The organism is Candidatus Syntrophocurvum alkaliphilum (assembly GCF_009734445.1).
GTDB lineage: Bacteria > Bacillota > Syntrophomonadia > Syntrophomonadales > Syntrophomonadaceae > Syntrophocurvum > Syntrophocurvum alkaliphilum.
In genome coordinates, this window is record NZ_CP046457.1 from 501,207 (window position 1) to 525,819 (window position 24,613).

At 32.9% G+C, this 24,613-nt stretch carries 17 protein-coding genes; 8 read left to right on the forward strand and 9 right to left on the reverse strand.

What is annotated here, in order from left to right; all coding sequences use genetic code 11:
• The first annotated feature begins 19 nt into the window (after positions 1-19).
• Entirely contained in the window at positions 20-2,716 is a 2,697-nt protein-coding gene (gene fdhF, locus SYNTR_RS02450) for a formate dehydrogenase subunit alpha (RefSeq protein ID WP_156203030.1), read from the forward strand.
• A gap of 81 nt (positions 2,717-2,797) precedes the next feature.
• Here the strand turns inward: fdhF and SYNTR_RS02455 are convergent, their stop codons facing one another.
• The 5 genes from SYNTR_RS02455 to SYNTR_RS02475 all read right to left on the reverse strand — a co-directional run bounded on the left by SYNTR_RS02455 (position 2,798) and on the right by SYNTR_RS02475 (position 10,595).
• A complete protein-coding gene (locus tag SYNTR_RS02455) occupies positions 2,798-3,631 on the reverse strand; it encodes a formate dehydrogenase accessory protein FdhE (RefSeq protein WP_156203031.1) in 834 nt (277 codons plus the stop codon).
• Positions 3,632-3,745: 114 nt separating this feature from the next.
• Complete coding sequence (locus SYNTR_RS02460; protein WP_156203032.1) at positions 3,746-4,432, reverse strand: formate dehydrogenase subunit gamma; 687 nt, start codon at positions 4,430-4,432, stop codon at positions 3,746-3,748.
• Positions 4,432-5,232: a 4Fe-4S dicluster domain-containing protein gene (locus SYNTR_RS02465; protein ID WP_156203033.1), complete on the reverse strand. Its 801-nt coding sequence runs from the start codon at positions 5,230-5,232 to the stop codon at positions 4,432-4,434. The genes SYNTR_RS02460 and SYNTR_RS02465 overlap by 1 nt, the downstream gene beginning before the upstream one ends.
• A gap of 3 nt (positions 5,233-5,235) precedes the next feature.
• Entirely contained in the window at positions 5,236-8,313 is a 3,078-nt protein-coding gene (gene fdnG, locus SYNTR_RS02470) for a formate dehydrogenase-N subunit alpha (protein ID WP_156203034.1), read from the reverse strand.
• Between the two features lie 356 nt (positions 8,314-8,669).
• Positions 8,670-10,595 carry a molybdopterin biosynthesis protein gene (locus SYNTR_RS02475; protein WP_156203035.1) on the reverse strand — a complete coding sequence of 642 codons (1,926 nt, stop codon included), beginning with the start codon at positions 10,593-10,595 and terminating at the stop codon, positions 8,670-8,672.
• Between the two features lie 209 nt (positions 10,596-10,804).
• Here SYNTR_RS02475 and SYNTR_RS02480 point away from each other — a divergent pair, with 209 nt between their 5' ends.
• Both SYNTR_RS02480 and SYNTR_RS02485 read left to right on the forward strand, forming a co-directional pair.
• Positions 10,805-12,016: a molybdopterin molybdotransferase MoeA gene (locus SYNTR_RS02480; protein WP_156203036.1), complete on the forward strand. Its 1,212-nt coding sequence runs from the start codon at positions 10,805-10,807 to the stop codon at positions 12,014-12,016.
• 222 nt (positions 12,017-12,238) lie between these two features.
• The gene (locus SYNTR_RS02485; protein WP_156203037.1) at positions 12,239-13,309 is read left to right on the forward strand and encodes a branched-chain amino acid aminotransferase; all 1,071 of its coding nucleotides are present in this window, start codon (positions 12,239-12,241) and stop codon (positions 13,307-13,309) included.
• 51 nt (positions 13,310-13,360) lie between these two features.
• Here the strand turns inward: SYNTR_RS02485 and SYNTR_RS02490 are convergent, their stop codons facing one another.
• Positions 13,361-14,455: a hypothetical protein gene (locus tag SYNTR_RS02490; RefSeq protein WP_156203038.1), complete on the reverse strand. Its 1,095-nt coding sequence runs from the start codon at positions 14,453-14,455 to the stop codon at positions 13,361-13,363.
• Between the two features lie 281 nt (positions 14,456-14,736).
• Here SYNTR_RS02490 and SYNTR_RS02495 point away from each other — a divergent pair, with 281 nt between their 5' ends.
• From SYNTR_RS02495 to SYNTR_RS02515, 5 genes are all read left to right on the forward strand, one after another.
• The gene (locus SYNTR_RS02495) at positions 14,737-16,002 is read left to right on the forward strand and encodes an MFS transporter (protein WP_156203039.1); all 1,266 of its coding nucleotides are present in this window, start codon (positions 14,737-14,739) and stop codon (positions 16,000-16,002) included.
• A 94-nt stretch (positions 16,003-16,096) separates the two neighbouring features.
• Positions 16,097-18,919, forward strand: a complete 2,823-nt coding sequence (gene recJ, locus SYNTR_RS02500; RefSeq protein ID WP_156203040.1) for a single-stranded-DNA-specific exonuclease RecJ — start codon at positions 16,097-16,099, stop codon at positions 18,917-18,919.
• A gap of 2 nt (positions 18,920-18,921) precedes the next feature.
• Positions 18,922-21,093: a RelA/SpoT family protein gene (locus tag SYNTR_RS02505; RefSeq protein ID WP_156203041.1), complete on the forward strand. Its 2,172-nt coding sequence runs from the start codon at positions 18,922-18,924 to the stop codon at positions 21,091-21,093.
• Between the two features lie 2 nt (positions 21,094-21,095).
• A complete protein-coding gene (gene dtd / locus SYNTR_RS02510; protein WP_156203042.1) occupies positions 21,096-21,545 on the forward strand; it encodes a D-aminoacyl-tRNA deacylase in 450 nt (149 codons plus the stop codon).
• 14 nt (positions 21,546-21,559) lie between these two features.
• Positions 21,560-22,180: an MBL fold metallo-hydrolase gene (locus SYNTR_RS02515; RefSeq protein WP_156203043.1), complete on the forward strand. Its 621-nt coding sequence runs from the start codon at positions 21,560-21,562 to the stop codon at positions 22,178-22,180.
• A gap of 32 nt (positions 22,181-22,212) precedes the next feature.
• Here the strand turns inward: SYNTR_RS02515 and SYNTR_RS02520 are convergent, their stop codons facing one another.
• From SYNTR_RS02520 to SYNTR_RS02530, 3 genes are read right to left on the reverse strand one after another with little or no spacing between them, the layout of a single operon-like run.
• Entirely contained in the window at positions 22,213-22,905 is a 693-nt protein-coding gene (locus tag SYNTR_RS02520; protein ID WP_156203044.1) for an ABC transporter ATP-binding protein, read from the reverse strand.
• On the reverse strand, positions 22,890-23,636 hold the full coding sequence (locus SYNTR_RS02525) for an ABC transporter permease (protein WP_156203045.1): 747 nt from the start codon (positions 23,634-23,636) through the stop codon (positions 22,890-22,892). The genes SYNTR_RS02520 and SYNTR_RS02525 overlap by 16 nt, the downstream gene beginning before the upstream one ends.
• Positions 23,633-24,595, reverse strand: a complete 963-nt coding sequence (locus SYNTR_RS02530) for an ABC transporter substrate-binding protein (protein ID WP_197079163.1) — start codon at positions 24,593-24,595, stop codon at positions 23,633-23,635. The genes SYNTR_RS02525 and SYNTR_RS02530 overlap by 4 nt, the downstream gene beginning before the upstream one ends.
• Positions 24,596-24,613 lie beyond the last annotated feature (18 nt).

A 24,613-nucleotide genomic window follows, 5' to 3' on the forward strand; every position in this document is an offset into this window, starting at 1 on the left:
GGGAAAGGAGGATAATTGCATGATAAGCCTCACAATTAATGGCAAAGAAATACAAGTGCCAAAGGGCACAATGATTTTAGATGCTTGTCGTCAAGCAGGAGCAGACATACCAACTTTGTGTTATGACCCTGAATTAAAGCTTGCAGGTTCTTGTCGCATGTGTGTAGTAGAAGTAAAAGGACGCTGGAACCTAGTAGCAAGTTGTGTGATGCCTGCTGATAATGGAATGGTTATAGACACTGAAAGTCCAGATGTTATAGAAGCTAGAAAAGTGATTTTAGAACTTTTATTAGCAAGACATGAATTAAAATGTCATACTTGCGAACGTGATGGAGATTGTAAATTACAAGAATATTGCTATAGGTATGGTGTAGAAGATTCTAGTTATATGGGGGAAGGGCCTGATTTTGCTAAAGAAGACCCAAATCCATTTATAAAAAGAGATTACAACAAATGCATAATGTGTACAAAATGTGTACGTGCTTGTGATGAAATTACTGGAGCTCAAGCAATTGATGTTAAAAATAGAGGACACGAGGCAGTTATATCAACTGCTTTTGACGGTAAATTAGCGGATTCTACTTGTGTATTTTGTGGACAATGTATGATGGTTTGTCCTACAGGAGCTCTAACTAGCAAGGTTTCAGCTGGAAAAGGCAAACCATTTGAAACGGAAAATGTTTTAACTACTTGCACATACTGTGGAACCGGTTGCACCCTAGAACTTAATGTTAAAGATGATAAAGTTGTAGGTGTAACTTCTAATAGAGATGAAAAAGTAAGTCCTGTTAATAAAGGTGCACTTTGTGTCAAAGGTCGTTTTGGATGGGACTTCATTGACTCAGAAGACAGACTAACAACACCGTTAATTAGAGAAAATGGTGAATTGCGTCCTGCTACTTGGGATGAAGCTTTAGATTATACTGCTAATAAAATTAAAGCTATTAAAGAAAAAGATGGAGCAGATTCTGTAGCTATGTTTACCTCTGCTAGAATCACTAATGAGGAAAACTATTTAGCACAAAAATTAATGAGAGCTGCACTTGGTACCAACAATGTTGACCATTGTGCTCGCCTCTGACACTCCGTTACTGTCGCCGGTCTGGGGGCAGCATTTGGTAGTGGAGCTATGACAAATAGTATTAATGAGCTAGAAAATGACTCCAAAGCCATATTCTTAATAGGAACTAATACCACAGAAAACCATCCAGTTATTGGTTATAAAATTAAACAAAATGTACGTAATAATGGTGCAAAATTAATTGTCGCCGATCCTCGTAGAATTGAATTAGCTGATATGGCTGATGTATATATGAGATTTAAGCCTGGTACTGATGTAGCACTAATTAATGGCATGATAAACGTAATTATTAATGAAGAATTAATTGATAAGGAATTTATAGATAATAGAACAGAAGGTTATGAGGAGTTGAAAAAATCAATAGAAAAATACACTCCTGAATATGTATCAGAAATAACTAGAGTACCAGCTGAAGATATTAAAAAGGCAGCAAGAATATATGCTGAAGCAGAAGCTGCTGCTGTATGTTACGCAATGGGAGTGACTCAGCATAGTACAGGAACAGATAATGTAAAATCAATAGTCAATTTGGCACTAACAACTGGTAATTTAGGAAAACCAGGTTCAGGTGTTAACCCACTACGTGGTCAAAATAATGTTCAAGGTGCTTGTGACATGGGAGGACTCCCCGTTGTATTTACAGCCTATCAAAAGGTAGTAGATGAAGCAGCTAGAGAAAAATTTGAAAAGGCATGGGGTGTAAAAATACCAGAACAAAATGGATTAACACTTACTGAAGCTATAAATAAGGCTTATGATAAAGAACTAAAAGGTTTAATGGTAATAGGTGAAAATCCAATGGTTAGTGATCCAGATTTAAAACATGCTGATGAAGCTTTAGATAATTTAGAATTTTTAGTAGTTCAGGACATTTTCTTAACAGAAACAGCACAAAAAGCTGATGTTGTGTTACCTGGTGCTTCATTTGCAGAGAAAGATGGTACATTTGTTAATACAGAAAGAAGGGTTCAAAGAGTTAGGGAAGCAATAAGTCCAAGAGGAGATTCTCGCCCTGATTGGGAGATTATAGCTGAATTATCTACCAGATTAGGTTATGAAATGAACTATAACTCTCCAGAAGAAATATTCGAAGAAATTAGAACTGTTACTCCATCTTATGCCGGAATTACCTATGATCGCATTGAGGAAACTGGTTTACATTGGCCATGTCCAACTGAAGATCATCCAGGTACTCCAATTCTGCATACTGAGAAATTTAATCGAGGTTTAGGGTTATTCCATGTGGTAGATTTTATTGGAGCAGCTGAACAACCAGATGAAGAATATCCATTAATTCTAACTACAGGAAGAAATCTATATCATTATCATACTGGTACAATGACTAGAAAATCTAGTGCATTAGATGAATATTCACCTTATAATGAAGTTGAAATTAGCTATAAGTTAGCCGAAAAAATGGGAATAATAGATGGTGAAATGGTTAGGTTAAGTACTAGAAGAGGTAGTATTGAGTTAAGAGCAAAATTAACCGATATAGTAGAAGAGGATGTAGTTTTCACAACATTCCACTATCAAGAAGCAGCAGCTAATATACTAACAGCAGCTGAACCTCTTGATCCAGTTGCAAAAATACCACCTTTTAAAGTATGTTCAGTTAAGTTAGAAAAAATATAACAAACAAAAAAAGCCCGGGATTTTATAAAAATCCCGGGCTTTTAAATTTTTAAGTTCTAGATTACTTTTAATGGAGAAAACTTAATTAGTAGTGGGTGAATTACTGTAACCTTTCTCTTCAGCTAACATATCTAAATATATCGTTTCTATATTAGCAATAAATAAATCTACTTCTCTACCACTAGGTCTTTCATCATAGGTTTTTACATAACAATTACACTTTTCACATATATATAATTGATAGGATTCATCATTTTCTACTGTAAAGTATTTAATTGTTTTAGGCTCATCATTTGTACAGTGGATACAGTAGAGGTAACGGGTTTCCCATTCGGTAAAGCATCTTTCACAAAACATAAATCTACGACCATCACTGGCTCTTAGACGACAAAAATTTGATTTACTACTACATATTGGACATATCCCTGAATTACTCCATGCTTGTAAATCATCTTCACCAATATTTTCATTAAAAGGCTTAGCATAAGCTCTTAAAAATGGTCGCATTGTGTGATCTACTGTAAATATAAGAAAATCTCTAGATACTCCAATATCTTCACTTAATTTATTAAAATATGCGTAATCATCATCAAGCACTTTATTTGCTAAATTTTCAAAATCAATAAGATTAATATTATCAGATATCGCTTTAATTAGAGGGGATACACTTGGCCTTGCTTTATCTAAGAAAGCTAAGAATTCAAGGTAAACATTTTCAAACGTATCTTTATTAATAGTAAAATCTATGATTTTTATAAGAGATTTTTCATTATTTGTGAGTATAGTATTAAGATCAACTTCATCTCTAGAATAAAGCTTATTTAATTTTACCTGTGTTTCATTTTGCCATGTTTCTAAATCTTTATAAAACTCTACATACCCTTCTGGTAATTCTACTGGAACTTTTCTAACCATATAATAATCCCCCTAAAATAATTTTAGTAGTATATATTATACTACTAGTAACAGTATTAGTAAAAGAGAATTAAAAAAGGGGAGTGTTACCCCCCTTTTTTTTGGATAATCTAGTTATTCTTTTTTAGAATCAGCATCTTCTCCGTATTGCTCATCATACCAAACTTTATGGTGATGTTCTGCCCAATCAGCTCTTACAGTACCTTTCCACATTCCCCAGAAGGATTCACCTGAACCAGGATGGAAAGAACCTAGGTATGCATGCATACATACCATACAAGTAGCTATTATAGCAGCAATACCATGAATTGGATAGCTTAATAGAACTATACTTTGTGAAAAGATGTCGGGGAACCACATAATATATCCGGTTAAACCTAATACTATTACTGATGTTGAAGTTACTATTGAGTTCATTTTTTCTCCACCATTGAATTTAGTTTGAGGTGGAATCTTTACATTAACTCCTAAGAACTCTAATGGAAACTTCATTAAGAAAATAATATCATTTTTACCAAAACGGAATAGATCTTTAACCCATCTAATTAGTGATTTAAAACCACAAACAACAAATAGTAAAACAAATATTGTTAAACCTACTGCTCCTATTTTATGAACTAAGTCTGCACCTGAATATCCGCCAAAAATAGCAGCTAACCATGGTGCATCTAAGAAAAACGCAAGCCCAGTAAATAGACATAGCAAGAAGGTCACTGTGTGCCCCCAGTGTGTTAAACGAGCAATATAGCTAAATCTCTCGACCCTTTTAACATCTTCTCTATATTCTGGTAATAATTGCATTATTCATGACCTCCTTCCCCATGATCTCCACTCTTATTTTGTAATAAGCGAGTAGTTACAAAACTTACTGCGGATCCTGCAAGTGCTAATGGCATTAGCCAACCAAAGTATGGTTGAACAATATCTTGCCAGAATCCAACTGTTCCGGATACCGTAGGATTAACTGGTAGATCAAACTTATCTGGTGTATCTGTTAATACATAAAGTTTATTAAGTCCACCTAATTCGTGTCTACCATAGATAGTTGCATTTGGATATCCATTTGCACGTAGATATTTGACTCTTTCTTCTGCTTGCACTAGCAATTTATGACGCTCACCAAATGTTAGTGCACCAGTAGGACAAGTTCTAGAACATGCTGGTGTAGCTCCATTTTCTACACGATCATAACAGTACGTACATTTGGTTACCATATCTTCTCTACCTGAATATTTTGGTACCATAAATGGACATGAATATTCACAATATCGACAGCTAACACATTTTTGGCTGTCTTTAATAACAGCACCCCATTCAGTTATGAAAAATGCATCACTTGGACAAACTTTTTTACATACTGGATCTGAACAGTGCATACATTGATATTTTAGGAAATTCCATTGTATATCTTCAAGTGCATCTTCATGCTCAATAAATTTTACGATTGTATAGGTGTCAGGATCTACATCCTCATGGGTTGAGTAATTTCCTTTGAAAGGCTTAATTACTGCAGGCAACTTATTCCAATCCTTACACGCTACCATACAACCACGGCATGCTGTACATTTACTTACATCATATAAATTTGCCATTCTCGCCATAGTTTAAGCCCTCCTTACGTCGCAGAGAAATGCTTTATATTCAGGACACATTACAGTTGCATCACCAATGTGTGGTGTTAACCAGTTAGCGGTATCACCTTTAGCATAACCATTAAATCCAAAGTGCCAGATTATACCAACTTGATGCACACTTTCGCCACTAACTATCATTGGTTTTATTCTCTTGGTTACACACGCAACTGCTTTCATATCTCCTCTAGTAGTAGTAATAATAACATTGCTGCCATTATTAATACCTTTTTCTCTGGCAAGTTCTTCACTGAGTTCAACAAAAACATCAGGTACTAATTCAGCTAACCATGGCAGTGTTCTTGTCATTATACCAGATTGCCAATGTTCTGTTACACGATAAGTTGTTGCTAATAATGGATATTTATCAGCTTTACCTCGCTTATCAGGCTCCCAAACATATACGGCAGGGTTATATTCAACTTTATTTAAAGTTGATTTAACTGGACTTTCCCATGGCTCATAGTGCTCTGGGAATGGACCATCAACCATATTAGCAAATAGACCACCTACACCAGTAGCTTGCATAATAAATGCATCTCTACCAGTAGGGCTATTTGGATCATTGGTTGGAGCAAAATCAGGTACGTCATTTCCTACCCATCTTTCTCCATCCCACCATATTACTGGTTCATCAGGATTCCATGGCTTACCCTCAGGTGTACAGGAAGCACGGTTGTAAAGTATACGGCGATTGAGAGGCCAACACCAACTCCAATTGGAATAACTCTTTACTGAATTTACTCCTGAATAATGAACGTCAGTGTTATCTCTACGTTTAGTTAAGTTTTTACCTTCTTCTGGATAACTCCCACAATAAATCCACATTCCACATGCTGTTGAACCATCATCTTGCAATTCTCCAAAACCACCAAGTTGTTTTCCTGGTCTACCATTTTCAACACTATAGCCATTAATTTCTTTAGCTATAAAATCTAAGTCAGGATAATCACCTTTTGGACCATAGTCCCAGGTTAAACGGTTAATAGGTTCATTTTCTGGTGTGTCTTTTGATGCATAGTATTCTTTAATACGTAGCATTATTTCATTCATCATAACACTATCAGATTTTGAATCACCTACACCATCTGCGGCTTTCCAACGGTATTGAGCCCATCTTCCACTATTTGATACTGCTCCTTCTTTTTCATATGAACAAACAGCAGGCATGAAAAAGACTTCAGTATCAATATCGCGAGGGGTTTTATTTCCATATGGGTTTACATTATTTGGACGATTCCAGGCATCATAGCTCCAGAATTCTGAAGTTTCAGTTTTCCATATATCAGCTACTACTAACCATTTTAGGTTAGCTAAGCCTGCTAATTCTTTATTAGCATTAGGTCCACCAACTACAGGATTTCCACCCCATACAAAAAGCCCTTCCATTTCACCATTATACATAGCTTCAAACATAGCCATATGAGAATAGTTTTTTCCATCTACACGTTTAGGTAGATAATTATAAGCTTTTTCAGGTGTATCATCCATCCACCATGCCTTTAGAAGACTTGCTAAAAACTTAGGCTTGTTAGTCCAGTAACCACTAGCAGGTGTTTCAACTGCATTATAGGCATCTAGGTCAGGATGTGCTTTTGCTACAGGAGATCCTATATATGCAGGGATGATATGAAATAGCAATGCACTATCAGTAGCACCTTGAACATTACATTCACCACGTAAAGCATTTATTCCACCACCAGCTTGCCCAACATTTCCTAGTAAAAGTTGTATCATACCATAACTTCTTACATTTTGTGCTCCAACAGTATGCTGGGTTGTACCCATTGCGTACAAAATAGTACCAGCTTTACCAGGTTGACCTGTTGCACCAAAAGTTTTACATGTTTCAAGGAATTTGTTTTCTGGTGTTCCAGTTAAATTACAAACTGTTTTTACATCATATCTAGAGTAGTGCTTTTTCAAGAGCTGAAATACACAGCGTGGATGCTGCATATCCATATCTTTCACAAAGTCACCATTTTCTTCTGTTTCAAAAGCCCATTTACTTTGGTCATAAACACGATTGTCCTCATCATATCCTACAAAAAGACCATCATCGAAAGAATAATCTTCATTTACGATAAATGTGGCATTAGTGTACCATTTAACATATTCTTCATTATAAAGATTATTTTCAAGAATATAATTAATCATTCCACCGATAAAGGGTATATCGGTTCCTGATCTCATTCGAGCATAAATATCAGATCGTGCAGAAGTTCTTGTAAAACGTGGATCTACACTAATGATTTTTGCCCCTTTATTTTCTTTAGCTTTAGTAAGCCATTTAAAAGTCATAGGATGATTTTCAGCAGCATTACTTCCGATGATTAAAGCACAATCAGTAAACTCCATATCATTAAAATGATTGGTCATTGCTCCACGACCTACTGTTGGTGCCAGACCGGCAACCGTCGAGGAGTGTCAGATACGGGCTTGGGTTTCAAGATAAACTGTACCAAGCGCTCTCATCATTTTACTTAATATATAGGTTTCTTCAGTATCTAATGCTGATCCCCCCATACTTCCTATGGTTTCACAGCGGTTTACAGTAATACCATTTTCATCTTTGTGTTCGAAGGTTCTATCTCTAGTATCTACTACTCTTTTAGTAATCTCATCGAACATCCAATCCCAATCTTTTTCTTCCCACTTTTCACTACCTGGAGCCCTATATAGTGGCTTTGTAGGTCTTAGTGGATTAATTTTTTGTTCTCCTGTTTTTGGATCATAAATCTCTCTTAAATTAAATAGAGCAGAACCCTTACTGCATGCTGTACCACGATTAATTGGATTATCAGGATCGCCTTGGACACTTATCAAATAAGTTCCGTTGTTATCGGCTTCTTCTCTAGCATAAACAACTAGTCCACATCCGCATCCACAGTATGGGCATATGGTCGGAACCGGTTTTACACCATCGGTGCGTAAACCTTTAACACTACTAGCAGTTGCAGTCATATCAAATCCTAAATCAAGGACTGCAAAACTGGCTGCAGTAGCTCCGGTTACCTTAAGAAATTGTCGACGGGTAACCTTTGCGCTCATCACACACTCTCCTTTCCCCTTAGCTATAAATTTTGTTACGAACCCTCTTAAATAATATTATACCATCAAGGATAAAAGCAAGTGCAAAAAAATTACTATATAAACGCACAGTTTTTTTTGCTCTTAAACTCGATTAACCCTCAGGTTTAAAAGGATTCGTTTGCCACAACATTAAAAACTTTTATGGCTTGCACCATTGGTAAAGTGCTAAATGCACTTTATGTTGCCTTATGTTTAAGGCAACTATTTAAAAATTATTCCTAACATGTTAATTTTCTATATTAATGAGAAAAACCCTTGTATTTTTTTGAATACAAACATAAATAACCCTAAAGTATAAGTTGCATAAAACAAAGTTATTTATTGTTATTTTGATAAATAATATTGCCAGTTATATCTACACCATATCCACCAAAACTATTAACTCGGTTTTTAAACTCATTACTAGAAATAGCTTCTAATAAATACTCTAAATAATGCTTATTCATAAGATCAGATAAAATACATAAATCATAGTTTTCTTCTGCAAGTGGGATGAAATCTAAGTTAAATGCTTTTGCACTTGCATATATGCCCATACCTACATCGCAGGTATCATTTTTCACTGCAGCTGCAACTGAAAGGTGGGTATATTCTTCGCGATTATAACCGTTAATGTTAGCGCTGTCTATATAATTTTGTTTTAATAAATAATCTAATAAAATCCTTGTACCAGATCCACGCTGTCTATTTATAAACCGTATTTTTTTATCTTGTAAATCATTTATGGAGTTTATATTTAATGGATTATTCTTTTTAACAATCAATCCCTGTTCTCTTTTTACAAGGTTTACTAAAAGAAATTTTGTATCTTTAAGATATTTATCTAAAAATTTCACATTATATTTACCAGTTTCTTCATCTAATAAGTGTATACCAGCCATATGAGTTTCTTTTCTCATTAAAGCCATAACTCCTGCCATACTTCCAACATTAGTAGAAGCAAGTCTAATATTGTGATTTTTCTGTAAAAGATCCCAGAGGATATCCATACAAATATCGTGGCTACCTATACTAACTATAGTATTATCTATACTGTTTTTATCTCTATTAATTGAAATTTTCATGGGGGTACTTGGATTTACTCCTTCTGATTCTTTTGCAATTTGCATTAATCCATCAGATTTTACTAAACTAGAGGTTATTCCTGCACCTCTATTAAGTGGATAAGCAATATAAGAATTACCAACCTTAGCTATATTAACATTTATAAATTCATCAACACCCATATTTGAAGCAATTTTTTTTGAAACAAGAGATTCTAATTCCGGTGGGGTAGGAGTAAATAAGCCTTGTTTCTTATATATAAGAGGTTTGGCAAAAAGATTAAATACTAGATTTGCCGAAACGGGATAACCGGGGACTCCTATTATAGGTTTTTTATCAATTATTCCAAGTATTGCGGGTTTCCCTGGCTTAATAGCAACTCCATGTATAATTAATTCTCCGAGTTCTTCAACAATTACAGAAGTATAATCCTCTCTACCTGCTGAAGAGCCTGAACAAACAATAACTAGATCTGCTTTTTCTGTGCTCTTTAAAACAGCTTTCTCTATAAGTTCTTTATTATCGGGAACAATAGGATGAATTATTGTTTCAGCTCCCCATTCTTGGCTTAAATAAGCAAGCATTTTACTATTTGTATCAACTATTTTACCTGGTGGTATTTCTTCATAACCCCTTTCAATTAGCTCTGTGCCGGTAGGAATTATAGCAACAATTGGTTTTTTAACTACGTTTACAGCTTGTATACTAGCACTTAAAATAGAGGCTATTTCATAGGCGCCTAATATATTAAAACTAGGTAAAATTAGTTCATTAGCAACTAAATCTTCACCTATAGAGCGAATATGTTGCCAAGGAACAGCTGGCTTTATTATTTGAGCAATATCATCATAAAAATTAACATCTTCAACCATAATTACAGAATCATATTCAGGTGGTATATAATCACCAGTATCAGCTAGGATATAATCAACATCTTTGTCAAGATTGACAGGATTATTTTCATGGGCACCAATAGTTGATTCAGCTTTTACTGCTATACCATCCATAGCAGAGGCTGGATAATGTGGTACAGATTGTTTTGCTATAACAGGTTCACTTGTAATTCTTCCATAAGCATTTAACAAATCTATTTCTTCAGATGTTACATTAAAATATTCATATTCATTAAGTTTTTTAATAAATGTTTCAATAGCAGCCTCGTAAGGTGTATTTTTTATGTATATATTTCTTTTCATTAATTAATCTCCTTTACAATAACCTTTTCCTTATTTTATAAAAACAAAAGGTAAAAGACAAAAAGATATTGAAAATAACTATGTGATAAAAATGTTTGCTCATCCGATTCCATAGTCTAAGTTAAGCTTATCGCAAAAACCACTATTATTATTTGTTAGTTGTAAGTTTAAAAAGTATAATATGGAAAAATACTTTTGAGGTGAGTTTTATGGGTGAATTTTTAAAAGTAGTTAATTATAAAGATGCAATAAAATTAATAAAAGACAATCTACCACTTAAAAAAACTAAGACAGTAACCTTGCTTGATTCATTAAATCATGTTTTAGCACAGGATGTAGTTAGTACGGAAGATATTCCGGCATTTAATAGGTCTACTGTAGATGGATATGCTGTAAAAGCAGAAGATACATATGGAGGAAGTGAATCTTCTCCACAATTCTTAGATTTTAAAGGTAGTTTACAGATTGACCAGGAAAGTGTTATCAAAATCAATAGTAATGAGTGTCTTTGGATACCTACAGGTGGCATGCTACCTGTAGGGGCTGATGCAGTTGTCATGGTTGAATATACAGAAAAATTAGGAGACGATACTGTATTAATATTTAAACCGGTTAGCCCATCAGAAAATGTAATACAAAAAGGTGAAGATGTAAACAAAAAGCAAACTATATTTACATCAGGCATAAATATAAAACCCCAAGATATAGGAGTTTTAGCCTCAGTAGGTATTACAAGCTTACAAGTATACGAAAAATATAAAATTGGAATTATTTCTACAGGAGATGAAATAGTTCCTATAGAACAAAAGCCAGAATTAGGACAGATAAGAGATATTAATTCCTACACTATTGCGTCAGCTTTAAAAAAGATTGGCAACACACTTAGACTTTATCCAATTGCAAAAGATGATTATAATGAATTAAAATTATCAATAGAAAAAGCTTTATCAGAAAATGACTTATTAATAATGTCTGGTGGAAGTTCAGTAGGTACTATGGATTTAACACTTGATGTATTACTTTCTTTTGAAGAAGCACAAATGTTGTTTCATGGAGTTGCAGTAAAACCAGGTAAACCTACCATGGTTGTAAAAATTGGTGATAAGATTGTTATTGGTTTACCAGGTCACCCAGTATCTGCTTTGATGATGCTTTATATCCTTTGTTTACCTATACTGGGAGTATCATCAATAAATACTATAGAAGCAGTTATAGATATAAATTTACCATCACAAGCAGGAAGAGATGATTTTATACCAGTAAAGCTAATTCAAACAGAAAGTGGTACAACAGCAACCCCTTTAATAGGGAAATCTGGTTTAATGACTTTACTTTCTAATGCAGATGGATATATACATATTGAAGCTGAGCAGCAAGGAGTGATAAAAGGGGAGTTAGTCAAGGTTTATAAATTTAATTAATGAATGAGTGGTGTGATAAACATGTTTGCTCAGCCGATTCCATAGTCTAAGTTTAGCTTTTTTAGTGGAATCAATTAATAGATTAATGATATTTTGTATAATGAATACTGTATTCTACAAATTTATAAGAAAAAACTATAGAGTCATTGATAATAAATAAGTTAAAATAATAATTAAAATATTAAGTATTTTAAACACTTAAAGTTAGGGGATGGAATAAATATGCAGGCTAATTTTAAAGTTGAAAAAAATAATATGCCAAAGCAAAAACCGGATGAAAAGAGTCTAGGTTTTGGACAATATTTTACAGATCATATGTTTGTTATGGATTATACTGAAGGTAAAGGATGGCATGATCCAAGAATTGTACCATACGGAGATATTGCATTAGATCCAGCAACTATGGTTCTACACTATGGACAAGCTATATTTGAAGGTTTAAAAGCGTATAAATCAGATGAAGGAAAAATATTACTATTTAGACCTGAAAAAAACATGGAAAGAGTAAATATTTCTAATGAACGTTTATGTATCCCTCCTATAGATGTTGACTTAACTGTGGAAGCAATTAAAGCGATAGTTGAAATGGACAGTGATTGGGTTCCATCAGCAGAAGATACATCACTGTACATAAGACCATTTATAATTTCTACAGATCCATTTTTGGGGGTAAGACCATCATTTACTTATAAATTTATGATTATACTATCTCCAGTAGGTGCTTATTATCCAGAAGGAATCAACCCTGTTAAAATATATGTAGAAAACAACTATGTAAGAGCGGTAAAAGGTGGAGTTGGTTATGCTAAAACTCCTGGTAACTATGCTGCTAGCTTAAAAGCCCAAATGGAAGCACAAGCTAAAGGTTATACTCAAGTTTTATGGTTAGATGGTCTGGAGAAAAGGTATATAGAAGAAGTTGGTACAATGAATGTATTTTTCAAGATAGATGGTGAGGTAATAACTCCAACATTAGAAGATGGCAGTATACTTGGTGGAATCACTCGTGAATCTACAATTCAACTTCTTAGACATTGGGGAGTAAAAGTAACCGAAAGACGTATAAGTATTGAAGAAATTTATCAAGCTCATGAAGATCAAAAACTTGAAGAAGCATTTGGCACAGGAACAGCTGCAGTAATATCTCCAATTGGAGAATTAAACTGGAATGAAAAAATAATAAAAATCAATGATGGTAAAACAGGAGAATTATCCAAAAAAATATATGAAACTATAACAGGTATTCAATACGGAAAAGTAAAAGATGAATTTGGTTGGATACAAGAAGTTTAAAAAAAAAGTAGAATCAAAACCCGGTTTATTTCTAAAACCGGGTTTTTTGTTTTAAAATAGGTTTAGTAGTTTGTCATGTAATTCCTTTCGAAGGATACTTATGCTGTCAAAATTCATAGCAGGTATATAATAAGCTTCTAAATCATCATGATATTTTTTGGCTTGATTAATAAATTCAATAGCTTCATTCAAGCCTGAGCGAAAACGAGATTCAGCTTTAGCTATATTATTAGTATATTTCTTTATTATTGGTGTTTTAATAAAATTATTAAAATCTAAATATCTTTTATAGTTTATTCCATTTAAGTGTTTTTCATAATCCACTATTAAAGTAGAGATATCAATAACTGCAGTTTTACTATGAGGTACAACTATTATGTCAATATCTTCCGGGTCAAAGGGATTATGGAAAAATTCTGCATATACACCTGTTAACTCTATTAACTCTTGAGTATATTTAAATAATCTTTTACTTCCTATTCCGGGACTTCCCTTAATTGCACAAATACGAAAATCTTTATCAATTAAACTATTTACTTTAGTAACTATACCGTTAGGGGTAATAGCTGCTCCAAATAAATGTCTTGGTTGAATATACGAAGTCTGACTATTTTGAAGTAAAAATTCAGCTAATTCTAAAACATTTCGATGCACTGCATTAATGTCCGTACACTCCTCATAATAACTTTTAAGCTCATTTAAAGCCATTTTACATTCTTTTAACCTGATATAAGCTCTACTAAAACAAAGGCTTTTGCTATTGGTTAGTCTAATGATGTGTTCTTTATTAACTTGTATTTTTTCCTCATACCAATAGTCACCAAGATTAATAATTTCGTCAACTGCGCCAGGATAACGAGGGTCGACTTTATGAGGATCAGTACCATCTAATATACAAATTTCTTGATCACCAAATACTACTGCATCTAGTGATTCATTATCAGCTGAACACCAATGATATTCGAGTTTTTGATTTTGCTGATTCAAATCTTCTGCTAAAGCTTTCATAAAGGTAGATTTTCCTACACCAGGTCCTCCTTTGAGTACAATTTTTTTTCGTGCATTATGTGGAACAATATAATCATAAAAGGAGTAAAAACCATAACAGGTATTACCACCTGGAAACATATGTCTAATTTTTGTCAATTATTACACCTCCAAAAGTAAAAAGCTATTGGCTTTTCTATATAAAATATATATGTTCAACTATTATTAATGCTAACAGGATTAATGTGGAATTATTTGAAAACTTAGTTAATCTGTAATTGCTTAGAACGTCTGGGATAGATAATTAAATAAAAAACAGTCTTTAGAAGATATTAGTTAAATTATATAATAGTTGTGTTGGCATAGAATAATGTCTAAATTTCTTGATTAAGTGGTAAGGCGATAACCCATATATTTGAGTTTGGGAGTAGGAGAAAAAATTGATAAATAATTTTAATATTAAAAGTGATAATTTTAGATATTACATCATGGGGATGTTGTTTGTAATTTGGTTAATTATTTATTTTCAAAGAATAAATGTTAGTATATTGTTGGTTGATCCCATATTTTTAACCGAAATGGATTTAATAGGGCAAAACTCAAAACAAGGGTTATTAATGACTTTGTTTTTGATATCTTATTCTATTACAAACATGATTGCTTCACCTATAGGTGATTGGATTGGTCCTAGAAAAGGGATGATTATTGCACTATCATTGGCTTCAATTTCATTATTATTTGGTGGACTTGCAACAGGTATTATGGGGATATTAGTTGCACGTGTTTTGCTTGGTGTAGGGCAGGGTATTTATTTTCCTAACCAAAGTATAATAATACGTAACTGGTTTCCGCCTATAGAGCGCGGAAAAGCTAATGCTATTTATGCCGTTGGGGGTTGTGTTGGACCAATTATAGCAATGCCATTCTTTGTTTTTATAGTAACACAGTATAATTGGCAGGCTTCTTTTTACATTATAGCTATACTTAGTTTTATGACTTTAATACCATTATTATTTAATATGGTGTCTGATAACCCTATAATTAGTAAATTTTCAACAGAGAAAGAAAAGGAATTTATTATAAGAGAGCAAAATGACATTAAAGTGACAAATAAGGAATCACGTTTTATATTATTTAAAAATCTATTAAGTTCATTAGATTATTGGTTGGTATGTGTTTCATTTATCTGTTTTACAACAATCTGGTGGGGGTTACTAACTTGGCTTCCTAAATATTTAGTAGAGGTAAGATTATTTGATTTAGAAGCATTAGGTTGGGTAGCAACTTTACCATATATGCTTGCTGCTGTAACTGTGATATTAGGAGGAGTATTATCCGACCGGGTAGGAAAAAGAGCTATTTTCGGAATAGTTGCATTTACAGGTGCTGCACTTTCACTTTTAGTAGCACTTTTTGTTCAAAGCAATATAATTTGTCTTGCTTTATTAACCCTTTGTGGAGGCTTTAGTATGCTCTATTATGCTCCTGTATGGGCTCTTTTGCAATCACTATTACCTTCTAACTTAGTTGGAACAGGCTCAGGGGTTATGAATGGTATTTGCAACTTAATTGGGGGAGCTTCTCCATTTATTATCGGATTTTTAATTGATTTAACCACTCATTATTCTATAGGATTTTCATATATGGTTGTTTTTGGTTTCTTAGGTACGATTACTTGTACTATCTTATTAAAACGGTCTCATTAATTAGAAATTATAAAAGGTTGTAGCTTGAACTTTTTACACTACAATCAATTTTTAGTTTATAATTATTTAAAATATTACAACTTGGGGAGTATCTATGAATTTTGAACATATTTGGAATTTAAGAAAAAATAATCGAGATGCTGCAGAAAGCTTAAGCAAAAAACTAAATATTTCATCTACTTTAGCATCATTATTAATTCATAGAGGAATAACAAAAGAAAAAGATGCACAAATGTTTTTATATGGAACCATTGAAAACTTATCAGATCCATTATTATTAAGTGGAATACAAGAAGCAGTAAAAAGAATTGAAAATGCAATAAGAAATAAAGAAAAAGTTGTTATTTATGGTGATTATGATGTTGATGGGGTTTGCAGTATAGTTTTACTCAAGGAATGTTTTAGGCTGTTAGGACATGAAGTGGACTATTATGTTCCTAATAGATTTACAGAAGGGTATGGTTTGAATATTGAAGCCATAAGACATTTAAATGATCAAAAATATGAGCTTATTATAACAGTTGATTGTGGGATTAGCTCTTTACAGGAAGTTGAACTAGCAAATGAATTAGGGATTGATGTTATTATTACAGATCATCACACCCCATCAGAAATACTTCCAGAGGCACTTAGTATAATAAACCCAAAATTAGATAATGAACAAAAAGAGGTGGTTGATTTAGCTGGAGTTGGAGTAGCTTATTATTTGGCTCGAGCACTATGTAAAAACAAGGTATCAGATGAAGAACTTTATAGGTGGCTTGATTTAGTTGCTTTAGCAACAGTTGCAGATATTGTTCCATTATTAAGAGATAATAGACTATTAGTAAAAGCCGGACTAAATGTTATGCAAGACACTAATAGAGTTGGCTTAAAAGCTTTAATTGATAAATGTGGACTTACAGATAAGGTGTTAACTAGTTGGCATATAGGTTTTATACTTGCACCTAGATTAAATTCTGCTGGTAGATTAGAAAATGCTAAAACAAGTATAGAATTGCTATTATGTGATGATTATGAAAAAGCAAAGTTCATAGCGGATAACCTATGTACTATGAATAATAATCGTAAGACCATTGAAGAGCAAATTTATAAAGAGGCAGTATTTCGTATAAATAATAATGTAGATTTAGAAAATGAACCTGCAATAATTTTAGCAGACGATAATTGGCATCATGGGGTTTTGGGCATTGTAGCTTCAAGACTTGTAGATCGCTTCAATCTTCCCACAATACTAATATCTTGGGAAGGAGAGGAAGGGAAAGGGTCTGGTAGAAGTGTAAATAATATAAACTTACATAGCTCACTGGCAATGTGCTCTGAACATTTGGAGAAGTATGGTGGCCATAAGATGGCTGTCGGCCTAAGTATTAAAAAAGTCAAATTTAATGTATTTAAACAAAAAATTTATTCTATTATCGATGAAAGTAGAAGTGAAGATCAAAAATATAAAACAATAGATATAGATGCAGAGTTAAATACAGAGCAAATTACACCCCAGCTTATAGATGAGATACGTTTACTTGAGCCTTTTGGTGAAAAAAATTCATTTCCTATATTTGTTCTAAGAAACACGGAAGTATATGATCAAGACTTAGTAGGTAAGAATAAGGAGCATATAAAATTTAAAATTGGTCTAAATAAAGTTGATGGAATTGGCTTTTATAAGGCTGAATTTCATAGTTTACCTACACACCTTACAACAGTAGATATTGTAGGTGAACTGAATGAAAATGAGTTTAGAGGTAATAAAAACATTCAAATAAAAGTTTTAGATATGAAAAGTAGTTATATACCTGATGGTTTTAATTATACCAAGGTAAACCAAATTATAGAAAATACAGTTAATGAAATTGATAATGGTAGTCCAGTTCTATATGTTTATCCTACATATAGAAGCTTATTAAAACATAAACATCTTTGGAAAAACTATTTACGTTCTAATAAATTAATTGAACTGCATGGTAATACTACATATTACTCTAGAAAGAGAACCGAAGAACAATTAGTTAATGAAGAACCAAAGGTTTTTTTAACTACTACAGCTTATTTAGAATATTATTTAAAAAAAAGACAACTACCTTCTGTTCTTAAATATTTAGTATTTATTTGGCAAAAGGTAGATTTGGATAAATGGCTTAACTTACAAAAAAGGTATAAAATTGATACTATAGATTTTCCTTTAGCCAATTTTTCATGGCAACCCAAAAAACCATTGATAGAACCAACAAATTATACAATAATTTATGCAAATAGAAGTAATACTATTAGTAAAATTAAGGAAAAATTTAAAAATGTAAATATTGAAGCTGGTGTGAAAGAAAACTTGAAAAGGAAAGTTATACGGCAACGGTTTATTTCATCCCAGCCAAGTATTCTTCTTGTAGACGGAAGTTATACCGATAAAACGATAGAAACTAAAAATATTAAAGAAATATTTTTAGCAAATGCACCTTTTGGTGAATATGAATTAATGTCAGTAGCTGATCAAATGTGTGCTACTTCTGAAATGGAAGTAGTCGTTTTGTTTTCAGATAATGAAGTTAACTTAAATAAAAACTATCTTAATCGAAAATATCCAAACCATGATCTTGTAAAAAATGCCTTAAGTTACTTTAAGTATCGTTCAGACTTATTAATTAATGAAGATAAAGATAGTTTAGCTCAAAAAATGGCTAACTACATGAAGTGTGATTTCACAGTATTTGATTTAATTCCAATACTTAACATATTAATGGATCTAGGGTTGTGTCATGTCGAAAAAAACGGTAGTATTATTTCAATAAAGTTTTTCAAATCTGTTGAAGCGGTTCTAAATCTGTACGATTCGCCATATTATCTTGAGGGTATAGCTGAAAAAGAAGCTTTTTGCAAATTTGAAAAAGTGTTAAATAATGTAATAAAATGGTGTGATTAATTATGGGACCTGACTTAATAACTGAACAAGTGAAAAAGTATGATCCAAGTGCAGATCTTGATTTAATCGATAGAGCATATAATTATGCCAAAATGGCTCACTTAGGACAAACTAGGATTTCAGGTGAGCCATATATAATTCATCCGGTTGAGGTAGCTTTAATATTAACTGAAATTGAAATGGATACTGCTACAATATGTGCTGCATTACTTCACGATGTTATTGAAGACACCAATATTACTTATTTGAATTTGGTAAATGAATTTAGTGATGAAATAGGTTTGTTAGTAGAGGGAGTAACAAAATTAAGTAAGATAAAATTTAAAACCAAAGAAGATGCTCAAGCCGAAAACCTTAGAAAAATGCTAATTGCAATGGCTAAAGATATTCGTGTTATAGTTATAAAACTTGCGGATAGACTCCACAATATGAGAACACTTCATCATAAAGAAGAACATAAACAAAAAGAAGCTGCACTTGAGACAATGGAAATTTTTGCTCCATTAGCTCATAGAATTGGAATTTTTAAATTTAAATGGGAGCTTGAAGACTTATCATTTCAATATTTAGATCCTGAAACTTATTATAAAGTAGCAAAGCGGTTAAAACAAAAGAGGAAAGAAAGAGAAGAATATGTTAATGAACTTATTAATCAAATAGTAGAAGGTTTAGACCAAATAGGTGTTGAAGCAGATATAGCAGGTAGACCTAAAAATATCTATAGCATATATAAAAAAATGCTTAAACAAAATAAAGACATAGATGAGATTTATGATAAAGTAGCTATTCGTGTAATAGTTAATAGTGTGCGTGATTGTTATGGTGTACTAGGGATAATTCATACTATGTGGAAACCTCTTCCTGGTAGATTTAAAGATTATATAGCTACTCCTAAAAGCAATATGTATCAATCTTTACACACTACCCTTATAGGAAAGGGTGGTGAGCCATTTGAAGTTCAAATTCGCACATGGGATATGCACCGTACATCGGAGTATGGAATAGCAGCTCATTGGCGTTATAAAGAAGGGTTTAGTAATAAAGAAAAGAAATTTGATGAAAAATTATCTTGGTTAAGACAAATTATGGAATGGCAGCATGAAGTAAAAGATACAAAAGAATTTATGGAATCATTAAAAATAGACTTGTTTGATGATACGGTATTTGTTTTTACACCAAAAGGCGATGTTATAGAACTACCAAAAGGATCATGTCCAGTTGATTTTGCGTATCGTGTTCATACAGAGGTCGGACATAAATGTATAGGTGCTAGAGTTAATGGACGAATAGTACCGTTAGATTCACCTCTTAATAATGGTGACATTGTTGATATAATGACTTCAAAAAGTTCTCCTGGTCCTACTCATGACTGGTTAAATTTTGTCAAAACTTCTTCTGCAAAATCAAGAATCAAGCAGTGGTTTAAACGTGAAAAAAGACAAGAAAATATAATTAAAGGTCATGACATACTTGAAAATGAACTGAAAAAGAAACACTTAATACCTAAGGAGTTCATGAAAGAAGAACAACTTTTAGAAGTAGGCACAAGGTTTTCTTTCCATACGGTTGATGATTTATTTGCAGCTCTAGGTGATGGGACAATAACAGCTAATCAAGTTATTAATAAGTTAAAAGACATGTTTTTCCATGATAAGCATATGGAAGATATATTAGAGGTTCCAGCTTTTAAATCAAAAGTTAGTAGGGAAACTAATTCAATTCGGATTAGGGGTGTAGATGATGTAGTAATGAGACTTGCTCGTTGCTGCAATCCATTGCCTGGAGATAAAATTATAGGGTATATTACCAGAGGCAGAGGAGTATCTGTACACAGACAAGATTGTCCTAACATGATTAACTATTTGAAAAATGAAAAAGATAGAATAGTCGATGTAGAATGGGCAAATGACGTAGGGGTTTATACAGTAGAATTAGAAGTTAGAGCATATGATAGACATAGACTAACAACAGATGTTCTAAACGTATTTGCTGATATGAAAATTCATATTAACTCAGTTTATTCTAGGGTAACAAAGAATAACTATGCGGTAATGAACTTTAAGCTTGAAATTAAAGATATAAGCCATTTGCAGGCTGTTATTCAACGAATTAAAAAAGTAAGAGATGTTTTTGAAGTGAAAAGAGTCTTACCTAGTGAAATAAGAGGTGAATAAATTTGCGAGCAGTTGTACAGAGGACAAGTTCAAGTTATGTTGAAGTAGATAATGAAAAGGTAGCAGAAATCTCTGATGGTTTAACAGTATTACTAGGTGTAAAATCGGGTGATACTTTAAAAAATGCAGAGTATATTATGGATAAAATATTAAATTTGAGAATCTTTGAAGATGAAACTGGAAAAATGAATAACTCGGTTTTAGACATCCAAGGTGAAATTCTTGTGATAAGTCAATTTACTTTATATGGAGATGTGCGCAAAGGGAGAAGACCTAGTTTTACAGAGGCAGCTTTACCTGATGAGGCTTCAGCAATGATCGATTACTGTATAGATTATGCTCGAAAATATGATATAAATATTAAGACTGGAATATTTGCAGCTAATATGCAGGTAAGTTTAATAAATAATGGTCCCTGTACTATTATTTTAGACAGTGAAAAAAACTTTTAAAGGAGGATAATAATATGATTTTGCATGCCCTACAAATTAACCATATGGGGGTAAATTGTTACATAGTAGGTTGTGAGGAAACAAAAGAAGTTGCAGTAATAGATCCGGGAGGAAATCCCAAAGGTATAGTAAATTTTTTAAAGGATAATGAATTAAAAGCGGTATACATTATTAATACTCATGGTCATATAGATCATATTGGTGGAAATTCAGGAGTTAAAGAACGAACAAATGCAAAAATACTAATTCATGAAAATGATGCCGAAATGCTTACTAATTCAGTTGCAAACTTCTCTTTCTTAATGGGAGATAAAGTAACTAGCCCTGCTGCCGATGAATTTATGGAAGATGGAGATGTAATTAAAATAGGTAACACAGTTGAGCTGGAGGTAATTCATACTCCAGGTCATAGTACTGGTGGAGTATGTTTAAAATGTGGTGACGTAATTTTCGTAGGAGACACCCTATTTCAAGGTTCAATAGGTAGAACTGATTTTCCCGGTGGCTCTCACAAAGAATTAATTCAAAACATAAAAGATAAACTTTTATGCTATGAGGACGAGGTTGTAGCATACCCGGGCCACGGCCCTGCAACAACAATCGGCTTCGAAAGAAAAAACAACCCCTTCCTGTAAAAATATATCACTAGAAACGTCCCTGTGATATATTATAAATTTGTAATGATGTTGAGAAGTTTTGCTTCTAGTTCAAGTAGTTTTGTAGAAGTAAAACTTCTTTCATTTTCACTTAATTCTACTTTAATATCATGTATTATCGAAGATGGTCTTGGTGAGATAATAATTATTCTATCAGCAATATAAAGAGCTTCTTTTAAATCATGGGTTACTGAAATACAGGTGAATTTTCTTTGGTTCCATTGTGATAACATATCCTTCATAATGTGTATTTTTACTGCCCAATCTAAAGAGGAAAAAGCTTCATCTAGTATTAGTATATCTGGATCAATCATTAATGCTCTAGCTAAGTTAACTCTTTGTTGCATACCTCCACTTAGTTGGTGGGGGAAGTAGTCTTCAAATTCTGAAAGTTGAAGACGTTTTAATATTTCGGTGGGGTCTGAATTATTATTTACAAACAAGAGATTATCTTTAACAGTTCGCCATGGTATAAGGCGTGGTTCCTGAAATACCATGGCGATTTTTTTTGTAGTTATATTTATGGTTCCTGATGAAGGTTTTTCTAGACCAGTTATTACACGTAAAAAAGTTGTTTTACCTGCTCCAGAAGGTCCAAGCAAAACAATACGCTCGCTATTAGAAATGGTGAAATTCCAATTGTCTATAACTTCAAGATTAGCAAAACTAACACTAAGGTTATCTATAGTTAAGCTGGTACCCACCTTAAAGAGAGCCTCCTTAATCCTATTTTAATTAGTCGTTCTGCTATTAATCCAATAATTACTGCAATTAGAGTTAATGCATATACCTGTGGAATATTAACTTCCCATCTTGCAGCTAAAATTAAAACCCCTAAACCATTGTTTCCGGCTAGATATTCTGCTACTAGGATGACCTTCCAAGCCTGTCCTATGGTTACATCAACAACTGCAATTATAAAAGGTACAAGTGATCCTAAGTATATATCTTTAAAAACAGTTTTGAATGGAACCCGATAAACTTTAGCAACTTCAATTAATCTATTATCAAGACTTTTTACTCCAGCAACAGTTGTTAATATTGCAATAGGTAGAAGTGATAAAACAGCTATAAACACTGGTCCCTTCCAACCTATTCCCCAAGCAAAAATCACTAAAGATAACCACGAAACTACAGGTACAGCTTGTATTATAAGGATTATTGGTCTAAACATATCGTATAAAGGAGTAAACATGCCCAGTATTAAACCTACTAAAACTCCAAAAAACATTACAATTACAAGAGTTAGGACTACCTTCCAAATAGTATGGAAAGCAGCCATAATAATTGTATTATCAAAAAATAAATTAAAAAATATACCAAAAACCTCATTAGGTGGTGGCAATATAATAGCTTCATCAAGAATAAAAGCTGTTAAATACCAAATAGCAATAAATACTGCAATTCCAACTAAAGAGCGAAGAAACTGAATCATTGAGCATAAAACCTTTCATCAGGTAATTCCCTAATACCCTGTGGATACAATTCTTGCATTTTTCTTAAAAAGTCATCTACTTCTTCCTGACACCTAGATGCAGGTACATAGTAAAAATCAATTCTTGTAAGTGCATCTTTCATAATAGGTTGAGGTATTGGTAATGTTTCTTGTGATACTTCTATAGCTTTATCAACATTTGCATTTGACCAGTTTATTGATGCATCAAAAAGTTGAACTATTTCTTGTGTTTCTTGAGGATACGAATCTAAAAAATCATTTTTTACAAAAAGTCCTGTTATCGGTATTCGCTCATTGGTTTCATTAATCTTACCCCAATACTCTTGTAAATCTAAAACAATTTCTCCATTTCCATCATTTATTGCTAAGGAAGCAAAAGGCTCTGGAAGTGCTGCATAGTCTATTTTACCAGTCTGGAATAAAGTCACTATTTCTTGAGGTGGTGCATATTGTATTTCTACTTCACTTTCAGGGTCAACACCTTGTTTACTTAATGCAAACCTCATAAGTATATCTGCTGTTTGTCCACGACCAATAGGAGTATAGACTGTTTTTTCTTTCAAGGAACCCCAATCATTAAATTCTACTTCATTAGAAGCAACCATATAGAACACTTTCCAGTTATATACTCCTAACATAGTAATATCGATACCACTATTATAAATGTTAGCGGCAGCAGTAACTGGAAGAACAGCAAATTGTCCACTATCAGAAGATAGCATAGCAATTGCTTCATCAGTGTTTTTATAAAAATGGACATCAACAGGTATGTCGGATTCTAACTTATCACCGGTTATTCCAGCAACTGGTATGACCGTTGGTCCTAATGGATTAAGAATAGTTGGTTGAAATTCCGTTTCTTCTTGTGTTGAGCCTGTACCCCATACAATAATAACAATGATTATTATAGCGAATAATAAATAAATTAATCTTCGCACTTAATTCCCTCCCTATCT

What these genes read in the sequence shown, in the direction of transcription:
- SYNTR_RS02525 (WP_156203045.1), bottom strand. Translation starts at nt 23,636, where the DNA reads ATGATTCAGTTTCTTCGCTCTTTAGTTGGAATTGCAGTATTTATTGCT.
- SYNTR_RS02460 (WP_156203032.1), bottom strand. Translation starts at nt 4,432, where the DNA reads ATGCAATTATTACCAGAATATAGAGAAGATGTTAAAAGGGTCGAGAGA.
- SYNTR_RS02475 (WP_156203035.1), bottom strand. Translation starts at nt 10,595, where the DNA reads ATGAAAAGAAATATATACATAAAAAATACACCTTACGAGGCTGCTATT.
- SYNTR_RS02455 (WP_156203031.1), bottom strand. Translation starts at nt 3,631, where the DNA reads ATGGTTAGAAAAGTTCCAGTAGAATTACCAGAAGGGTATGTAGAGTTT.
- SYNTR_RS02505 (WP_156203041.1), top strand. Translation starts at nt 18,922, where the DNA reads ATGGGACCTGACTTAATAACTGAACAAGTGAAAAAGTATGATCCAAGT.
- recJ (WP_156203040.1), top strand. Translation starts at nt 16,097, where the DNA reads ATGAATTTTGAACATATTTGGAATTTAAGAAAAAATAATCGAGATGCT.
- SYNTR_RS02465 (WP_156203033.1), bottom strand. Translation starts at nt 5,232, where the DNA reads ATGGCGAGAATGGCAAATTTATATGATGTAAGTAAATGTACAGCATGC.
- SYNTR_RS02515 (WP_156203043.1), top strand. Translation starts at nt 21,560, where the DNA reads ATGATTTTGCATGCCCTACAAATTAACCATATGGGGGTAAATTGTTAC.
- SYNTR_RS02485 (WP_156203037.1), top strand. Translation starts at nt 12,239, where the DNA reads ATGCAGGCTAATTTTAAAGTTGAAAAAAATAATATGCCAAAGCAAAAA.
- SYNTR_RS02480 (WP_156203036.1), top strand. Translation starts at nt 10,805, where the DNA reads ATGGGTGAATTTTTAAAAGTAGTTAATTATAAAGATGCAATAAAATTA.